22 protein-coding genes are annotated in these 17,774 nt (G+C 54.1%); 18 read left to right on the forward strand and 4 right to left on the reverse strand.

Annotation, left to right across the window (positions count from 1 at the left end; translation table 11 throughout):
• Positions 1-82 precede the first annotated feature (82 nt).
• The 11 genes from RE428_RS03765 (at position 83) to RE428_RS03815 (ending at position 8,087) form a co-directional block, all read left to right on the forward strand.
• Positions 83-613: a hypothetical protein gene (locus tag RE428_RS03765; RefSeq protein WP_154660716.1), complete on the forward strand. Its 531-nt coding sequence runs from the start codon at positions 83-85 to the stop codon at positions 611-613.
• The gene (locus tag RE428_RS03770; RefSeq protein WP_004578908.1) at positions 597-926 is read left to right on the forward strand and encodes a helix-turn-helix domain-containing protein; all 330 of its coding nucleotides are present in this window, start codon (positions 597-599) and stop codon (positions 924-926) included. The genes RE428_RS03765 and RE428_RS03770 overlap by 17 nt, the downstream gene beginning before the upstream one ends.
• A 13-nt stretch (positions 927-939) precedes the next feature.
• Positions 940-1,272: a hypothetical protein gene (locus RE428_RS03775; RefSeq protein ID WP_004578907.1), complete on the forward strand. Its 333-nt coding sequence runs from the start codon at positions 940-942 to the stop codon at positions 1,270-1,272.
• Between the two features lie 2 nt (positions 1,273-1,274).
• Positions 1,275-1,508 (forward strand): hypothetical protein, encoded by a 234-nt coding sequence (locus tag RE428_RS03780; RefSeq protein ID WP_004578906.1) that lies wholly within the window; start codon positions 1,275-1,277, stop codon positions 1,506-1,508.
• A gap of 412 nt (positions 1,509-1,920) precedes the next feature.
• A complete protein-coding gene (locus tag RE428_RS03785; RefSeq protein ID WP_004578905.1) occupies positions 1,921-2,289 on the forward strand; it encodes a hypothetical protein in 369 nt (122 codons plus the stop codon).
• Positions 2,290-2,385: 96 nt separating this feature from the next.
• Entirely contained in the window at positions 2,386-4,086 is a 1,701-nt protein-coding gene (locus tag RE428_RS03790) for an AIPR family protein (RefSeq protein WP_004578904.1), read from the forward strand.
• A 102-nt stretch (positions 4,087-4,188) separates the two neighbouring features.
• Positions 4,189-4,515, forward strand: a complete 327-nt coding sequence (locus tag RE428_RS03795) for a hypothetical protein (RefSeq protein ID WP_004578903.1) — start codon at positions 4,189-4,191, stop codon at positions 4,513-4,515.
• A 151-nt stretch (positions 4,516-4,666) separates the two neighbouring features.
• Complete coding sequence (locus RE428_RS03800; RefSeq protein ID WP_004578902.1) at positions 4,667-5,593, forward strand: hypothetical protein; 927 nt, start codon at positions 4,667-4,669, stop codon at positions 5,591-5,593.
• Positions 5,594-5,687: 94 nt separating this feature from the next.
• Positions 5,688-5,870, forward strand: a complete 183-nt coding sequence (locus RE428_RS03805; RefSeq protein WP_004578901.1) for a type II toxin-antitoxin system HicA family toxin — start codon at positions 5,688-5,690, stop codon at positions 5,868-5,870.
• A gap of 91 nt (positions 5,871-5,961) precedes the next feature.
• Positions 5,962-6,366 (forward strand): type II toxin-antitoxin system HicB family antitoxin, encoded by a 405-nt coding sequence (locus RE428_RS03810; RefSeq protein WP_004578900.1) that lies wholly within the window; start codon positions 5,962-5,964, stop codon positions 6,364-6,366.
• 734 nt (positions 6,367-7,100) lie between these two features.
• Positions 7,101-8,087: a hypothetical protein gene (locus RE428_RS03815; RefSeq protein ID WP_004578899.1), complete on the forward strand. Its 987-nt coding sequence runs from the start codon at positions 7,101-7,103 to the stop codon at positions 8,085-8,087.
• On the opposite strand, the gene RE428_RS24405 is transcribed toward RE428_RS03815, so the two are convergent.
• The 4 genes from RE428_RS24405 to RE428_RS03830 all read right to left on the reverse strand — a co-directional run bounded on the left by RE428_RS24405 (position 8,076) and on the right by RE428_RS03830 (position 11,891).
• Positions 8,076-8,408, reverse strand: coding sequence for a helix-turn-helix domain-containing protein (locus tag RE428_RS24405; RefSeq protein ID WP_051079739.1), 333 nt, complete (start codon positions 8,406-8,408; stop codon positions 8,076-8,078). The genes RE428_RS03815 and RE428_RS24405 overlap by 12 nt on opposite strands.
• A gap of 311 nt (positions 8,409-8,719) precedes the next feature.
• A complete protein-coding gene (locus tag RE428_RS03820) occupies positions 8,720-9,022 on the reverse strand; it encodes an ogr/Delta-like zinc finger family protein (RefSeq protein ID WP_051079738.1) in 303 nt (100 codons plus the stop codon).
• A 50-nt stretch (positions 9,023-9,072) separates the two neighbouring features.
• Positions 9,073-10,095 (reverse strand): phage portal protein, encoded by a 1,023-nt coding sequence (locus tag RE428_RS03825; protein WP_004578896.1) that lies wholly within the window; start codon positions 10,093-10,095, stop codon positions 9,073-9,075.
• A 17-nt stretch (positions 10,096-10,112) separates the two neighbouring features.
• A complete protein-coding gene (locus tag RE428_RS03830; protein ID WP_004578895.1) occupies positions 10,113-11,891 on the reverse strand; it encodes a terminase large subunit domain-containing protein in 1,779 nt (592 codons plus the stop codon).
• 192 nt (positions 11,892-12,083) lie between these two features.
• Here RE428_RS03830 and RE428_RS03835 point away from each other — a divergent pair, with 192 nt between their 5' ends.
• From RE428_RS03835 to RE428_RS03865, 7 genes are all read left to right on the forward strand, one after another.
• Entirely contained in the window at positions 12,084-12,998 is a 915-nt protein-coding gene (locus RE428_RS03835) for a GPO family capsid scaffolding protein (protein WP_004578894.1), read from the forward strand.
• Positions 12,999-13,043: 45 nt separating this feature from the next.
• The gene (locus RE428_RS03840) at positions 13,044-14,057 is read left to right on the forward strand and encodes a phage major capsid protein, P2 family (RefSeq protein ID WP_004578893.1); all 1,014 of its coding nucleotides are present in this window, start codon (positions 13,044-13,046) and stop codon (positions 14,055-14,057) included.
• Positions 14,058-14,124: 67 nt separating this feature from the next.
• Positions 14,125-14,844 (forward strand): phage terminase small subunit, encoded by a 720-nt coding sequence (gene gpM, locus RE428_RS03845; RefSeq protein WP_004578892.1) that lies wholly within the window; start codon positions 14,125-14,127, stop codon positions 14,842-14,844.
• Between the two features lie 79 nt (positions 14,845-14,923).
• Positions 14,924-15,463, forward strand: a complete 540-nt coding sequence (locus tag RE428_RS03850) for a head completion/stabilization protein (RefSeq protein WP_004578891.1) — start codon at positions 14,924-14,926, stop codon at positions 15,461-15,463.
• The gene (locus RE428_RS03855; protein WP_004578890.1) at positions 15,460-15,942 is read left to right on the forward strand and encodes a phage tail protein; all 483 of its coding nucleotides are present in this window, start codon (positions 15,460-15,462) and stop codon (positions 15,940-15,942) included. Before RE428_RS03850 ends, RE428_RS03855 begins: the two co-directional genes overlap by 4 nt.
• Entirely contained in the window at positions 15,939-16,616 is a 678-nt protein-coding gene (locus RE428_RS03860; protein ID WP_004578889.1) for a phage virion morphogenesis family protein, read from the forward strand. Before RE428_RS03855 ends, RE428_RS03860 begins: the two co-directional genes overlap by 4 nt.
• A 4-nt stretch (positions 16,617-16,620) precedes the next feature.
• A complete protein-coding gene (locus RE428_RS03865) occupies positions 16,621-17,748 on the forward strand; it encodes a DUF2586 domain-containing protein (RefSeq protein ID WP_004578888.1) in 1,128 nt (375 codons plus the stop codon).
• Positions 17,749-17,774 lie beyond the last annotated feature (26 nt).

Raw genomic sequence — 17,774 nt, forward strand, 5'->3', positions numbered from 1 at the left:
GATAGGAGCTAAAGCTAAAGGTAATAAATGAGTAATAGAAAGGTAATTAATTACCAAATCACCAGAGAGGAAAAAGGTAATAATGGCGAACAAACAATTTCTTATAAATCAAAGACATAACTTTTTGTATTACCCGAAATTACCTTTTAAAGGTAATACCGGAAACCCAGTAACCACGCGGGTTAGCGGCCCGTTTTGCACCGGCATTACCAATATTACCTTTTTGCGACACACCAACTTAGAACGAGCAAGTAAGGGGGCGGGTATGCAGTACAAGAACACGGCCACGTTGGGCCCAGAGAAGCCGGAACACGGCGAGGCGCACCGGCGCGATTGCCTCGCCCGGTTCGTGATGCGGCAGAAACCCGAAAGCCGGGAATTCCTGTTGGAACAAATGAAACCGCGCCTGCGAGCTGACATTCGCCAGCGGATGCTGAATCAGTTCGCGGAACAGCTTATGGCCCTCGATCCCGAACGTCGCGAAGCCCGGCTGGCCCGGATCCGCTTTAACGCTCGCAAAGGGGAGAGGCACAGGGCATTCGCCACCGATATCGAGTCGCGGGTTCGCCATATGCAAAAAGCCGAGGGAGGCGACTATGGCCGACGCGCTTGATGACCTGGCCGAACGCTGGCCAGGACTGGATATGGCAAAGCTGCGGATTCTGCGGGAAGTGGATCGGAAGCCGGGCGGCTTTATGTGTGATATCGCCGATGCCCTCCACCTGCCGCACCAGCACGTCCAGTTTCACGTCACCACTCTGGCGACGGGAAAGAAAGGGCGCCCGTCAGCAGGGTTGGGGCTGGTTCGTTTGGAGGACCACCTGCTGGATCGGCGGTACCGCGAAGTTTATCTGACCCGGGCCGGCCGGCATGTGATACGCCACATTCGCCCGCTACTGGATCAAGAACCACAGGAATCGGTTTAGGAGAAAGCTACCCATGACTAACGCAACCCAACAACGACACGAGGGCCACACCATGAAATTTCAGCTTGTTGACCAGCCGGGCATCCGGATTCCACAAGACATAATGTTGGACGGAAAGAAAATTGGAGAGATCAAGCCAATGGACGATGGCCGCCATCACGCGGCGCTATACGTACCGGGTGGGGATTCTGTCAGCGCCGGCCTCGCCCAGGGTTTCGGGCGCACTGAAGATGAGGCTATTCAGGATGCTCTGACCGCTGGAGAAAAGGATGGCAGGGCGTACCTGACAGGTGTCGCTCAACTGCAAGCACTGCTCGGATTCATTGACGGTAAGGAGGCGCAATAACCATGGCTTCCATAAATCATGACGTGATCAACGTAGGCATGCAGGTAAGCGAAATTCTGCATCGCATCGAGGACATGGCCGATCAATCGACCGGCCCGGACCTGGCGGCCATTTTTGTCGCCAGGGAGGCCGCGGCGGACTTCCGATCAACTGTCTTTCAGTGGCAGTCCAAAGCGACCGAACTGATCCGGCAGCTCGATGAGCTCAATGGTTGCTGTATAGAAGAAGGGGAGTGAGTAGGGGCGGTAAAGAGTATAGGTTCGCGGTGTGGGCTATATCGTACGGGAAACTCCGATTATGCCGACAGCGCGAGCCCTCAAGCATGGTAAGGTTTGTGCCGCCTTTCTATAGAGTTCCTCGTTCGAAATACTGCCGGCAAGGATGCCAGGCATTAGCGACACCTGCCTAGTGGTGTGACTTCCAGGGAGAGATCTGGTTCTTCAGTTGTTACCCGTCTACTGCGCCCACGTTCGGTCAAAGCCAGTCTAGGCGAACCCTTTCGATATAGCTATTCGCGCGGTATGCCGCCAGCGTTGACGTTTCCGTCGTTTCGAACTAAGTATTAGGTCGAATGGTAACGAGAGATTGTTATCGTGGGGTAGGAGGCATTTGCCATGTTATATCGTATCACCTCCAGGGGGGCTAGATATGGAATTAAAGGATTTTATTCGGGAGACATTAGTCCAGCTTGCCCAAGGAATTGAAGAAGCCAATATGGAACTCAGGAGTTCGGCTGCAGTAGTTAATCCGGAGAATGTCATAGTCGATGTCACGGGAAAGGCAAAACACTATGGCATCTTATCTGCGTCGGATGACATCGTTGAGTATCTTCCCTCTGTGCAAGCAATTGAGTTCGATGTGGCGGTGCATGCGACTGAAGGTAAGGAAAAGTCCGCAAAAGGCGGCATATCGGTTGGAGCTATGAACATCGGCGGTTCCGGCGGAGCAAGCGAATCTAAGAGCTCTGAATCTCGAATCCAATTCAAAATTCCTATGGTGTTGCCCCACGGAAAGTAAGGAAGTGACTGGACAATAGGTCGGGAATCGAATCGGCTCGGGATCATGCGTGCGTTCAGTGATATTGAAGTTTACTTAAAATAGAAGGGTTATAAAATGCATCGCATTGTAGCAAGTCACCTTGATAGTTTTGTTGATCAATACGCTCTAGCAGCCGATGACCGTACAGTTCAATTCGAGAAATTTGCGAACTTCGCAGTTCTTTCTGGGAAATTAGCAACATCAGTTGATCTCGACGATGTAACTACTGGGAATGACGATGACGGTACTGATGGCGTAGCCCTTATTATAAATGAAGAGCACATTGTTTCAGCTGGGGATGCCGAATCTCTGTTTGCCCACGAAAGACGAAATAATGATGTGGAGGTGGTTTTTGTACAGGGAAAAACAAGTGACGGCTTTGATCTAGGTGACTTTCTTAAATTCAAAGAGTCTGTGCTCAGGTTTTTTACACAAGAGCCATACTTGGCCCTTAGTGATTTGCAGCAGGAAGCAAGAGCGGCTTTCGATGTCGCGATTAAGAACGTCCCAAAGATTAGGCATGGTAAGCCAAGTGTTTCCGCATTCTTTGTAACAACAGGCAATTATAGTGCTCCTGATGCCTTGGAGGCTGGGCGAAAGGATATGATTTCCCAGCTTGGCGAACTCGGTTTATTCCAAAATGTTGACGTTCGCTTCATGGGACGTGATGACCTTGTGAGTGCTTGGGTAGCTAGCTACAGTGGAATCGAGGCGAGCCTTACAATGAATAGTAGTGCTTCGCTTCCAGAAATAGCCGGAATCGACGAGTCATATCTCGTTGTGGCGAAAGCTAAGGACTACGTCGAAAATTTGCTTGTCAGTGATGATGGTAGCATCCGCGGGCAACTGTTCGAAGAAAACGTTCGGCACTTCCTGGGGCCTGAGAATCCTGTTAACGAACAGATTGCGGAAACCATTCTTAATCAAAGTAGTAAGACAAGATTTCCCGTGCTAAATAATGGAGTGACTCTAGTAAGTCCAGATGTAAGAGTCCAAGGTACGACTTTGCATATTTCGAACTTTCAGATCGTCAATGGATGTCAAACGTCTCATGTTCTATATGAGAATCGTGAAGCTCTAACTGATGATTTAATGGTTACATTGAAGGTGGTTGAAACAACCGATGAGGATGTTTTTAGTGAACTGGTTCGTGCGACAAATAGCCAGTCAAAAATTGAAGAGTCGCAGTTCTTGTCATTGAGTCCTATAGCAAAAAGAGTGGAAGCTTATTTTAATACATACGAAGGACAGGATGGTCGGCTATATTTTGAGCGGAGAGATAGGCAGTATGTTGGAAAAGGCGTAGCGGCAATTAGAGTAGTATCGCTCCATAATGCGGCGAAATGTGTATGTGCAATGTTCGTTAGAAGGCCGGACCTTTCTTTTAAATATCCAAAAAGAATGTATGAAGATTTTGGTGCGAAAATTTTCAACGAAGGGAATAGGGAGATAATATATTACGCTAGTGCGCTAGCGTTGTATCGATTTCATTTGCTTACTTCAAATAATACTATTCCGCAGAATATGCGAAGGTTTAAATGGCATATTCTTCCTTTGGCTGCCGCTCTAGTGGCTGGTAAAGATGTTCCACCACTAGGATCAAAAAAGATGGATGCATATGCACAAAAGATCATTGATAAGTTTAGTCACCATAGTGCGGAAGGCACTGCGATATTCACAAAAGCTGTAGGCATTATTGAAAGTTTGGGCGAAATAACGAACGATCGACTTAAAAGGCAAGCTGTTTTGGATGAAATGCTCGCCCATGTTAGCTAGTTGATGATCGATCTACTTTCCCTCGTCACTTCTGGCTTACATTAAGAGTAAACTTTCGCCTTAATTTACGACTACCTTGAATCAACCAAAAGGAGCTGGAGCATGAGTTTTAATGCCAATGTCGTGGAAATGAGCCAGCAGTTGGAGAATCTTGAAAGCGCTCTTTTAAATGAATATGGATATCCAGCACCCCATAGTGCGGCGGATACAAATAACTTAATGATCTGTCTAGCAAAAATTAAAGGCAGTGCTGAAGCGATAGCTGATGAATGCGAGGAGGCGCATGACATTGTCGCAGAGTGTGATGATTTTAGGGGCTCTCTCATTGGACAGGATGGTGATCCAATTGACTTCGACACAGGGTTGGGAATTGAACTTGGGCTCAAGGACCGCCTCGCCAACCTCAGAGTCTTGATAGATAACTTATAGGCGTGGCCACTTTAAGTGGTGGTCTCTCTAAAGTAAACGTCCATAACGAGGGCAGCGTTTGTAAGCGAACGCACGGCGCTTTGAGTCGTAGAACTACCGGTTTTTGGCGGTTTCAGGTTGGCCATTACGAGTGCCAGCCAGGGAGGGATATATGCTCATCCGTAAGAAAAGGATCAGATCGGCGCGCAGTAACATCCGGGGAATAAAGGATGGCGAGCGGTTCTGTATGGCAGTTACTTCAATTGAGCGATTTAGCAGCGAACTGGATAAAATCGGTTTCTCTTCCTCTCTTGGAGTAGGCGAACAGTTGTTGCCTGCGGCGCTTGGCAAGGTCAGCTATTTCAATGCAGAAGGCGGGTACGAGGTTCATCGCGATCAGCCTATGGAAACGGCGTTCCGTCAGGCCGAGTGGCGCTGGGAAGAATTCCGCGGTAGGTATGGCAAAGTTGAGAAATCAAAAATCGCCGAAATACCCTATAAAAGGTATCCGAGAACGTTTGTAGAACCGCCCGCGGTTGAGCTGCAGATTGCGTTATCTCCAAACAACGAGAAGGTGGTTACCTCGGCATCCGTTACGTTCGACAGTACTTCAGAAAAGCTATTGACTCACATCATCAATCTCTTCTTAGAGCTTTTTGGTGAATGCGACATTCTCAAGAAGGATCTCTCTCCAGTATCTCCATCTAAGTTGATTCGCCTGAACTGGGAAGTACTACCTAAAGGCAAACTTCCGTGGGAGAAGCTCCAAAAGGAGTTGAAGCCAATTGTTAATCGCCAGCCCAAGGGGAATAGAACCGTAATTGATAGCCGTCATGAGGCAATCGCGCGGCATGACCCTGAGTTTGTAGCTGTCGGGCGCGGTGGATTTGATGGGTATGTGATCTTCGGGTTTCCATCGAAGTCTCTTTACGTTCTAGAAAGCGTTCAAGTAAATAATGCTACGTATGTGTTGGATCGAGACTGGGAAGAATTGTCGTCGCTTACGAAGGCGGATCTACTTAACGCCAACCTGCACAAGGGGCGGGTTATTCATCGAGAGTCATGGTTTTCTGAGATTCACTCGTTGCTCGGCAAGTGACATGCACGTGCGTTAAAAGTGTGTAGCGTAAGTAAAAAATTGACTGTGTGTGTAGCGTGTGTATAATTGCCTCATCTTGAGTAAGGAGCCCCGCATGAAAAGCAGAGACCTGATCAAGATGATGGAAGAAGACGGTTGGTACGAGGTTGCCGTCCGGGGGAGTCACCACCAGTTCAAGCACCCAAAAAAGCCTGGACGAGTGACGATTCCACACCCGAAAAAGGATCTGCCTCGAGGAACCGTCAACAGCATCTTGAAGCAGGCCGGGCTTAAATAGCCCGGCCGGATTTCTGCCTGATTGCTGGTGACGCGGGCGACCGCCCCAAACAGAGCTAAACAGCGAACAAAGAGAGAAGAGAGGTGGCGATATGTACTATCCCATCGTAATTCACCAGGAAGACGACAGCGCATACGGTGTAATCGTGCCGGATCTGCCAGGCTGTCACTCCGCTGGTGAAACTATGAATGACGCATTAGAAAACGTGGCAGAGGCCATCGATTTTCATCTGGAAGGCATGGCTGAGGACGGTGCGGAAATTCCTGCTCCGAGCGATCTTGAAGGTCTGAAAGATAACCCGGACTACGCCGGTGGTACTTGGGTTTTGGTCCCGGTGGACCTGAGCCGTTACCTGGGAACCGCGCAGCGTATCAATATTTCGTTACCCAACCGACTGATCACTCAGATTGACCGTTTCGTTGACACGCATAAGGAATATAAGGACCGGTCGAAGTTTTTGGCGGACGCTGCGCTTAAGGTGTTGCGGCACGCGTAAGGTCCAAGAGAATCTCAAGCCCCGCCCGTTGGGGCTTTTTTTATGCAGGCGAGCGCATTCTTGAGCTTAGAAAAGTTCGCCGAATTCTAGTATTCCTTTTATCTGCAGGGAATCCCTTCCCTTACATACCCCTAATCGAGGTTGTTATTCACCTTAGCGTCGGGATTTGAAACGGGGGTATCGATACCATTGACGTTTCGTACATGGTAATTCGGATAATCCCCATTTCTAATCGCTTTTACGAACTGGCCACGAGTCATGTCAGCACCAGTATGGTTATCGTGAAAGCGTTCATTTCGACCAGTCTTCGATTCTTGCCGCACGGTTACTCGTTTTCTTCCCATTAGCACTCGCCTCTTCACAGATCCACCTTGCCATTGTTTAATAATTGTACAGTCATGATGTGTTTATGTACAGTTTCTGCTCGTTGCGATGGGAATGTACCTATCCTGTGTAGACTTTGAAGCTGTGGCCTCTGGAACGACAAACTATGGGGGGCGTCTATATTGATGGCCCGTATGGGTCCCTGACGTTGTTCAATTGGATGGATGATGTTGAGCTATTAAAGTGTAGAGCCGATGTTCGGCCGATTAAGTTTTGCGCCTATGCTAGTGGCGACTGCAGCATGGGAAAAGGTGCTCTATGCTATTAGGGAAAAGTGATTGAAGTCACTGGAGAGAGGCATGTTTCACGCCATAATAAGCTGCTCTAACTACACAGTTGAGACGGGTTGAATGCTTGATTGGCTTAAATCTGCAAAAATAAATTTTTTCCGATTCCTGTTTTTTTTCCTAAAGCCACGTTTGTTTTTTGATGTGGTTATACGTCAAGGCAATCTTAAGAATCTCCTTGTTCTGACAGCATGGATTGTATTCCCAGTGTTTCTAATCCAGTCCGCAACTAGTCACTTTTTGCGTAATGCCGGAGTTGGTTCACCTTATGAGGTATTGTTTTGCCAGGCAGAAGATGTGGAAGAGTTCATGAAACAGCCAGAGATAAAAGAATTTATCTCAAGCCGGGAGCAGGCAGCAAGCTCGGGTGAGAATTTTTTTCCACATTTTATGGGCGTGAAGTTTTATGGAAAAGCGCTCGCCGTTGCTACTGGAAACGAGGACCTCGATAGAGCAAACGATAGAGTTCTCGAGTTTGGTATATATGCTGGCGTTGCAGCGATTCAGCAATGTTTCTTTGAACCGGATGTGCCGCAGTTGGCTCTTCTTAAAATGGGATTTTCTTCCATATTGTTTGACGAAGTCAGACCGGCAGATCTCGATGGACCCACCTTTTTTATTGTTTATGCAATGGCTTTTTCTTTTTCTTTTGCCTTCTCGATATTTGTTCTAAGCCGTCTTTTTGGTGTTGCTGCTAAATTATCGGATATATTTAAAGTGACGCTTTCAAGTTACATAATATGGAGTTGTTGTTCTCGTATTATCATGACTTTATCATTCATTGTGTTTTGGAATGAGCCTTCTGATTACTTAAGATACGGAATGTTTGACTGGCTCAAGTCGAATTTTTTGTTGATTTATATTTTTTCTGCTGTCGTTTTGATTTTAAACATCTACTACTATCTAAAGGCTATGCCTGTCGGATTCTTCGCCAGTATGGCGCTATTTGGGGCTTCCGTAGTGCTAGTCGGCTTCTTGGGAGTGGCTATCATCCTGCCTGCGTTATATCTGCTATTTTATATGGGATTCTGGATAAACCTACTGTTCTAGCTCTTCATCTGACAATAGATTTTCTATTAGCTGCTCCACAGCCCGCTGCTGATGTTCCGGAAGCTGACGAATCTGCGATATTAAGCTTAGGTCCGCTTCGGTCATTTTTGTATTCCTCCCGAATAAAAGCCAATCGATGCTGATTTTTAGGTATTTTTGAATATTCGCTAGCTGTGACGCAGATATCTCGTGGCCCTTACGCCAGTTGCTCACAGTAGCGGGCGAGCATTCGCAGAAACGGGCTAAATGGGTCACTGAGACCCCCGCAGCCGCCATGGCGCGCACCAGGCGCGCACCTCGGTCGGGGTCAACGTGTCCCATTGTTTAGTGTCACTGAAAAACTGCCAATCCTTTGTTCAGCTCAAGTGAAAGGGCGCAAGCACAAATGTGAACCAGTCGTGCAAAATAAAGCCCGCGCTATGCTAGAGGAAAACGCAGTATGTCAGAAGGGCAATATCCAATGGCACTCAGGGAAGAACAAGAAGCGGCCATCGACTTGGTTTCGGTACTTCAAGGGTGGCTGACTAAGCCGGTGGTTGGAGAGCAGGGAGTGCATCTGAGTGAACGGGATCAGGCGGGGATTGATCGACTGCTTGCCCAACTACTGAACCACATCATAGCCCTGGCGCCGGTCAGCTTCCGACCCCCGCCTGCCGCAACACGGCCGATCGATCGGCCGCCGGAAGGGCCCCGAGCCATTCGGCCATCATGCTGTGAAGCTGAGCTTTTGGGGGTTGGATGTCATGCTTGTGCGAAACAGTGATGACGCCGCGCCATCCGCAGTCGGCATTGGTGCAACTGGCATAAACATCTTTCACGGCCGGGCTGAGCTTGTTGTGTCCAGTGATCGCGGCTTTCTGCTGGCAGTGGGGGCACTCAATCCGCATGCCGTGTTGATCCTCAGTGATTTGACCAATGGATAAATTGTAACCCATTCTAGAAAAACTCCAAGCGTGGCAAGGCTTTTGTTGTGTTTCGGTTAGTGTCACAAACTGGTTTCGGGGAAGTCGAACGCCAGGTGACACCGGGCAGGAAGCTGAGCGTTTAAGTCCAGAAACGGCTGGGCCTTGCTGCGCACTTCGTTATCGATATAGACGCGGCTGATCTTCTCAATATCCCCAAACCCGCCGGTGTTATCCGGCTTGATGCCCGCAAGGGCCGGGGGTACCCGGTGCGCCACCACAACATCGTCGGCGCTGATCTTCTTCACCCGCTCGAACTCGTCTTTTTGGCTGATATCTCCGACCGGTATCACCTGAACGCCTTTTTCCTTCCCGTTGGGCACATGCAGGTACATGCTGCGGAAATTCCCCACACCTTTGCCTTCCCGCACCTTATCAGTGATTTCTTTCTCGACTTCCGGGTCCATCTGCGGATCCGTGGTGTAAAGGATGTATCCCAGGTGGCTGCCATTCAGGAAATAGCGGCGGCGAAATAGGGTCGCGTCCTGATTGAGTAGCGCCGACTGCAGACCGCCCAGCCATTCGGGCACGCCATACACCTGCTGCACGGTGTCGTATTCTTTCACCATCAATACTTCGTCTTCCCGGTACTCAATATCCGGGGTTCCGTAGGGCTGCAGCATCCGGTACCCGCCGTCGCGGCGAACACGCATATTCATGGCGGGCAGATGGCGCAAGCGGACCGGAACACCGAGGAAGTCGGTTAGCACTTGCAGATAGGCCATGCCGAAGTTTTCAAAGTCCAACGCCGCAGCGCGGAAATCGGCCAGGCTCATGTGCCCGCCGGGTTTGAAAAATCGGGCCAGCATGTTGCGCTTGAAAAACAGGCAACTGGAGTGATGCGCGTTGGCGCGGCTGATCTGCGCCAGGCCACTGAGCGACACCGGGGGCAAATAAAGGTCGCCCCCAGGCGAGGTAAACACACCCAGGTAATCCGCCAAAGCGCCCAAAGGGACCGGTTCCGGATCCCCGAAACTCAGGTCGATGCTGTTTTTCTCCGGCGCTTTGGTGGCGCTGGTACGTTTTGGCTTGCGCTTGTTGCTCATGATCGGTTCCTTTCGGGTTAGGCCGCGTCCGCGAACACAACCTTGCTGCGGCGGGTGTCGTCGGGTGTCAGCAATCCCTCGTTAATCAGGGCGTGAGTGACGGCCCAGGCGGCATCCGCGTGGCCGGTCTTGTCGTTGCGATCGGCCACGTAGACGATTTGGCCGGATCCGGTGGTGGTCTTTCTGATCTGCATGAAGCCGGCGGCGATATCGGACCAGCTCGCGTCCCACTCCACACGGCCCTCGAGCACAACCTGTTGTGCCTTGAGTACAAGGCGGGTTTTCATCTGCGGGGAGTAGGTGATGGCTGTGGCTGCCGGGAAGAAGCGCTGCACCTGCTCAAAGACGCCGGATCCGGGACCGGTCACATCGACGCCGATGTATTCCACGCGGTACCGCTCGCACAGGTCCTTGATGGTTTGCGCCTGGTACTGCCACGCGCAGTTATGTAGCGCGATTCGCTCAACGATCCGGAACTTACCGCCGGCCTTGAGCGGTGGGGCGACCACGACGATGCAGGCACCGTCCCGAGTGCGGCTGGGGTCGTATCCGATCCACACCGGCCGGTTGCCCAGCGGCCGATCGGAATCGGGTTTGAAGTCGCGCCAGTCCTGCAGATCGCCAAGGCACTTTTCCAGATCCGACAACTTGAACACGCTGGCCGTGTCGTCGATGAACTTGCACTCGAATAGCTGGCTGAACTCATCAAGGTTGTACTCGATACGCAGTTGCTTGATATCGAACAGGTCACAACCACCTTTCACGGCATCATGAACGGTGATGATCTGACGCCACTGGCCGTCCGCACACACGACACCGCCCTTCAGCTCTGTACGGCTGGGCAGGTTGTAGTCGGGCTCGTTGGCAGCGCGCTGGCGCTTGTTGAACGTTTCCATGCTCCAGAACGGATAGGCGCTGTGACTCATCGCACTGGGCGTGGAGAAGTAGGTTTTGCGCCAGTTCTTATGTGTGGCTACCGCGCTGGCCACCTTGTTGAGCTTGTCGAAATTCGGGATCCAGAAATATTCATCCACATAAACGTGGCCGTGATACCCCTGGGCCGTGGCGCTGTTGGTGCTGAGGAAATACAGCGTTGCGCTGCCGGCGTCGCTGTGAATCTTGATCTTGTCCTTGCCCTTCAACTCGATACCGAACCACTCACTCGCAAAATGCGCGATGTACTCACGGAACAGATCGGCCTGGGCCCGGGAGGCGGATAGAAACACCTGGTTGTCGCCGGTCAGCAGGGCATCGGTGAAGGCTTCCCGGGCGAAATAGAACGTCAGCCCCAACTGACGGGACTTGAGGACGTTACGGATCCGGTGGTGTCGTTCGTCCCAAAGGTTCAACTGATAATCGAATAGACCGGCCTTGAAGTGATCGAGGATCGTTTCGGCGTCATAGCCGCTGAAGTCATTATTTCGGCGTCCCTTGCGCTTCTTCTTCGGCTTACTGGCGCCCCCTTGATCCTGTTCAGTAGGTGGCGTTACGTCTGCCGCCTTGGTGGTCTGCTTACGGCTTTCAAGCCGCTGCAGCCGCTCCAGCATCCCCACCAGCTTGTCCATCTCTTCCAGTTCGGCGCCGGTCTTCTTATCCCGGTCAGCGAGCAACACCAGACGGCGGGTGATCGCGCTTGTCGCTTCTTCGTCCTGCAGTTGATCCAACCAGCCGTAGGAGGCGGCCCACTGGTACAGAGTACGGCGGGGCACCCCGAGTTCGGTCTGAATCTCGGGTACCCGGAAGCGCCGCAAAAACAGTTTGCGCGCCGCGTCTTTGGTTTCCTGGCTGTAGCTCATGCAGCGGAGTTTAACGGGGAAACGTACCCCGAAAACGGGCCTTCATTGCTGGGGTTTCAAGTCATGAAAATCCTTGAAAAACAAAGAATAAAGCGCGTTGAAGGTGTCCCGGTCGCCGCCTAATCTGCAATCCGTTGAAGCACGAAAGCGCTGGATCATGCGCCATCGAATCACCGGAAAACGGACCCGAACATGCCCAAGAAAACCGCCCTCTATACCGACTGGATTGTCATCGGCACTGCCGGGCCAACGATCGATGGCCGGAACATTTCCGACACCCTGCTGGAGCAGGCGGCGAGCAACTACGACCCGAGCGAATACACGGCGGTGATCAATTCTGACCACCTGCTGGGCCTTTACGGCAATTTCGGCAGCGTTGTGGAACTGCAGACAGCGAGGGACGAAAAGGACCGCACGGTACTGCAAGCACGCCTGGCACCTAACAAACGACTGCTGCAGATGAATGCAGAGGGCCAGCGGCTTTTCACCAGCATGGAATTGATCGAGGACTTCGTCGGTACCGGCGAGGGTTATCTGATTGGCCTGGCCGTAACAGATCAGCCGGCCAGCATCGGTACCACTGAACTGCACTTTTCCAAATCATCGTCCGTTGTCCCGTCCTTGCTGGGTGAGTCGACCGAACTTTCCCTGGAAACACCGGCGACGGACGACAGCCTATTTCAGCGATTCATGCGCGCTTTCGTGAACAGTTCCCACGCCACCGGTGCGGTGGCGGATGACGCCAATGAAAACCCCACCGAGGACGACGAAATGACCCAACAGCAATACGACGCGCTGATGCAGAAGCTGCAGGCGCTGAGCGCAAAGGTTAACCCTGAGCAGGGCGAGACTGCCGACACGACCGTGACCGCCGAACAGTTCAACACCCTGACCGAACAGGTCGAAGCCCTGGGCGCCAAGATCGAGCAGCTCGCCGGCGGTGGTGAGTCGGCCGAGCCCGGCGCCAGTGAGGGTGTAGATCAGTTTGCGCAGATCACGGACGCCGTGAAGGGATTGGCTGCGAAATTTGATGCTCTGCTGCAGGAACGCCCGGACGGTCGCAAGCCAGCAGGCACCGGAGCCAATGAGGCCCAGGGTTTCGTTTAAGCCCTCCGGCACCTTTCTTTAAAACCCAGAACAGGACCTATTTTCATGAAGCAGCATACCGTTCAGGCGTTCACTGCCTTGCAGGTCGCGATGGCTGAAGCCTATGGCGTTGGCGACGTGACAAGAAATTTCGCGGTGTCCATTCCGATGGAAACGCGACTGAATGACGCCATTCAGTCGTCGTCCGACTTCCTCCAGCGCATCAACATCATTCCTGTGACCGACAAGATCGGCCAGGCGCTCAATATGGTGATTTCCAGCACTCTGGCCCGCCGCACGGATACCAGCGGTACCGGCGAGCGCAAGCCGAAAGACGCCAGCGGGCCTGACGGCATGAAATACACCTGCGTGAAAACTGAATTCGACGTGGCTATTACTTATGCGCTGTTGGACGCCTGGGCCCGCTTCCCGAACTTTCAGGAGCGGTATATGCAGCACGTATACCGGCGCATTGCGCTGGACCGGATCCTGATCGGCTGGCACGGCACCAGCGCAGCTACAAACACGGATGACGCGGCTAACCCGAATCTGGAAGACGTGAACATCGGCTGGCTGAAGCTGCTGGAAGACAACAACGCGGCGAACTTCCTGACCGAAAGCACCGACGCGACCGGGAAAATCACACTGGGACCCGCCGGCGATTATAAGAACCTCGATGCGCTGGCTTATGACATCTACAGCATGATCGGCGACGCCCACCGCACCGGAAATGAGGTGGCTGTTGTCGGGCGTGGCCTCGTAGCGGATGACATGGGGAAAGTGCTCACGAGCCACGCCCAGCAACCCACCGAGAAGAACCATATCCAGATCATGGAAAAGTCATACGGGGGCCTTCCCACGCTGACCGTGCCTGGCTTCCCCGACACCGGCCTGGTCGTGACTGATCTGGAGAACCTGTCCATCTACTGGCAGGAGGGCAGCATGCGCCGCAAGTCCGAGGATAACGCGCGCCGCGATCGCGTCGAGGACTTCAACTCGTCCAATGAGGCTTACGTGATCGAGGACACCAAGGGCATCGCCGGCATCAAGGCCGGTAACGTCCAGTTCGCCGAGGCGTAAGGCGGGTTAACCATAAACGCCCCGGGGAACTGGGGCTGCTGATCATCCTGGGGAGGAGACAGTAACCATGACTACACCAGCCATGCGACACCAGCAACGGGTGCGCCAGCAGCAGGCCGAGGCGCGCGCAAAGGCGCAGTTGGATGCGAAGCAGGCCGACGAGATCGACAACCTCGCCGGCGACTACGAGCAACACCAGCTTGTTGTGACCAGCCTCGAGCAGGACGCCCAGCGCTTGCAGGGACTGACCCTTGAGGAAAAGGGCGATATGAAGCGGGACGAGCTGCTACCGCGGTACCGCCCGGTGGTGGATGCCTACCTGGCCGCCTGTGAAGACGGTGAGGAACCTTACCGCAATCCGGTTCTGGTGCAGGTGATGATCTGGCTTTTCGACCTGGGGGAAATTCAGCCCGCGCTGGACCTGGCCAAGGTTGCGCACGAACAGCGCCAGCCCATGCCCGAGCGATTCAACCGCAGCCTGGAAACCTACGTGGCGGACGCCCTGCGAGAGTGGGCCGAGAACCAGCAGGCCGAGGGTGACCCGATCGAGCCCTATTTTTCGGACACGTTCGACCGGATCCGATCGGAGCAATGGCAGGTCAACCCGGCGGCCTTGATGAAGCTGCACAAGCTGGCCGGCCAGGAGTGCCAGAAGCGCGAGGCGCTGGAAGATGCTCTGGCGCACTACAAGACAGCCGTAAAGCTGGACCCGAAGCGGAGCAAGGTAAAAACCGTAATCGCCAGGCTGGAAAAGCAACTGGCGAGCAAGGCACCAGCAGACGAGTAACCCGAGTTTCAGCTCCGTAAGGGGCACGGTGGACCGACTCCACCCCACCGCAGGCCCCCGGCCCGGATGACAACGCCCCATGGGCGACCGTCTGAAGGTGCCGGACCGGCCTGCACCTACTGATCCACTGAGAGAGGACAGACTGGTGAGCGGATACAGCTTTGCAGGCGGCAGTCCCGCGCCGGCGGAACCGGTGACGCTGACCAATGTGGCTTTTTTCCCGGACATCGACACAGGCGAGTTTTTAACGCTTTACCGGATCCCGACTGAGATCGACGCCCAGATCATCGAGCACCAACTGTTGCAGGCGATGACACGAACCAATCACAGCCTTCAGACCTGGCGCGCAACACAGGAAAGCGAGGGGCACACCGCGCTATCGGATGTACCAGCGGAGAGCCTGGGCAATGAGTCGGAACTCGTCCGCCTCTACAAACGCGCCGTGATGTGCGAGGCGAAAGCCGAGCTGCTGAAAGAGACCGAGACGGTGGACCGCCGGGCGGTGGCTGAGAACGCCGCTAAGGCAGGGGAAGAAACGGAAGACAAGTATCGGGAGTTTGCGGCCGAGGCGATCCGGGTGATTGCCGGCCTCAATCGGATAGGAGTGGCCCTGATATGAGCAAGCTGCAGGCCCTGAGCGATCACCTGGCCGGCCACTTTTCCCAGCTTGGGATCCGCCGCGAGAACTTCGACAGCTTCCAAGAAAACGGCGAGCTACAGCCCGGCGGCGGAAGCGAAACCGAACTGGGCTGGCACCTGGCAGATTGGAAGTACCGCGCCGCGCTTGTTTTCGAACGGATCCCGTCAAATTCCGCCGGCCTTCTGCTGGCGCTGGTGCAGGCGTGGCTGAGCGACCACGACCCCGAACGCGAGGATGCCGGGCTGGATGCCCCCCAGGGTCAGGTGGACATGAACGATGGCAACAAATTCGCTGATCTGGAGCTGACCCTGGACTTTATGGATCCGATTTACCTGGTGGAAGCCGAGGACGGACCCATTACCTGGCAGGGCCGCCAGTACGAATTCGGCGATTACGACCTGTGGGTTGCAGAGCAGGGCGACGTGACCCACGGCGCTGATACGGATCTGCCGGCATGAAACTGACAGTCAGTGTGTCCGGCGATCTGGTGTTGCGTGACCAGCTTGCGCTGTTGCGACTGGATGGCGCTCAGCGCAGGCGATACCACCGGCTGCTGGGCAAGGAAGTGGCCCGCCTCAGTCGCGCCCGGATCAAGCGGCAGCAGGACCTGAACGGGCAGCCATGGCCGGGCCGAAAGAACGGCCGGCGCAAGATGATGCGCAAGATCATGCGGCCTAAGCACCTGCGCATTGATGCCTCGTCCGAGGCGGTGACGGTCACCTGGCGCAGCCGCTTGATGGGACAAATTGCCCGCCGGCAGCAGGAAGGGATCCCCGAACGGATGACCGCGAAACGGGCTGAGCGGATCCACGGCCGCCCCGACTACCAGGCCGACGCGACGCCTGCGCAGGCAAAGGCGCTGATCCAGTCCGGGTTCCGGGTGTACGCCGGGAAGACCAAGGGCGGAAAGGTGAAGACACGCCGGGTCAGCCAGCGGTGGATCCGCGAAAACATGACCCTTGGGCAGGCGGGGCTGGTGCTGCGACTGATCGGGGACCAACCGAGCAAGCAGAGCTGGGATATCCCGCTGCCGGCTCGCAGCTTCCTGGGACTGACTCCAGACGAGCGGGCCAGTGTGGGCCAGGAAATATTGACGAAGATGACCGACAACGCCCAACGGCGGAGAGGATAAAACCATGGCAATCGGACAAGTCACTGTAAGCAACGTGAACCGGATGCAGGGCGGGTTCACGGAAGTGGAGCGCCAGTTCCTTTACATCGGCGCCGGTGCGGCCGGCGCAAGTGAAGACGCCCTGCTGGCACTGAATGGCGACAGCGATCTGGACGCCTTGCTGGGCGAGACAACCAGCGAGCTCAAAACCCAACTGGAGGCGGCGCGCTCCAATGCGGGCCAGAACTGGCAAGCCTACGCGATCAACACGACCGGCACGTGGACTGACGCGCTGGACATGGCCTTGGAGCAACCGAACAACCTTGAGCCGGAGGCGGTGGTGGTCACCACGCCGGTGGTGGATAGCAGCGAAGTGAACGCGGCCTATACCGCTGCGATGGATTCCCTCGCGAGGTATGCGCGTTTTCTCACGATTCACCTGTGCGTGTCGGGTATCGATTTGGCCATGGAGGAGACCTGGGCCCAGTACACCGCACGGATCAAGCCGATTATCAACGGTGTCGCCGGTAACCGGGTCTCTGTAACGCCCCAACTCCATGGCAACAACCTTGGCGTAGTCACCGGTCGCCTTTGTAACCGTTCGGTCAGTATCGCGGACAGCCCCATGCGCGTACGCACGGGCCCGCTGGTCGGTCTGGGTGAAAAACCGGTGGACATCGATGGTAACCCGCTGACCATGGCGCACCTGACAGACCTGGCGCAGTCCCGCTTTTCAGTACCGCAGACCTATGCGGGCTACAACGGCACGTATTGGGCCGATCACATGATGCTGGATAACGATGGCGGCGATTTTCAGGTGTACGAAAACCTGCGGATCCTTGACTACTGCGCTCGTCGTGTTCGCAAGCTGGCGATCGCCAAGATTGCCGATCGAGCCCTCAACAGCACGCCAAAGTCGATCGCCTTTCACCAGACCTATTTCGCCCGCCCACTACGCGAGGCAAGCCGGGGCGTGGTGATTGGTGGCGAGCCATTCCCCGCGATGATCCGGGCCCCCGAGGAAGGGGATGTGGTGATCAACTGGGTGAGCCGCACAGAGGTTGAGATTTACATTCAGGCGGCCCCCTTCGAGTGTCCGAAAAAGATCGGCGTCTATCTGATGCTTGACCTGACCCGTGGGCTGGAAGGCTAAGCCAGGCCCTGACGCTTTGACGAGGA

Origin of the sequence: Marinobacter nanhaiticus D15-8W, from assembly GCF_036511935.1 — a bacterium.
GTDB lineage: Bacteria > Pseudomonadota > Gammaproteobacteria > Pseudomonadales > Oleiphilaceae > Marinobacter_A > Marinobacter_A nanhaiticus.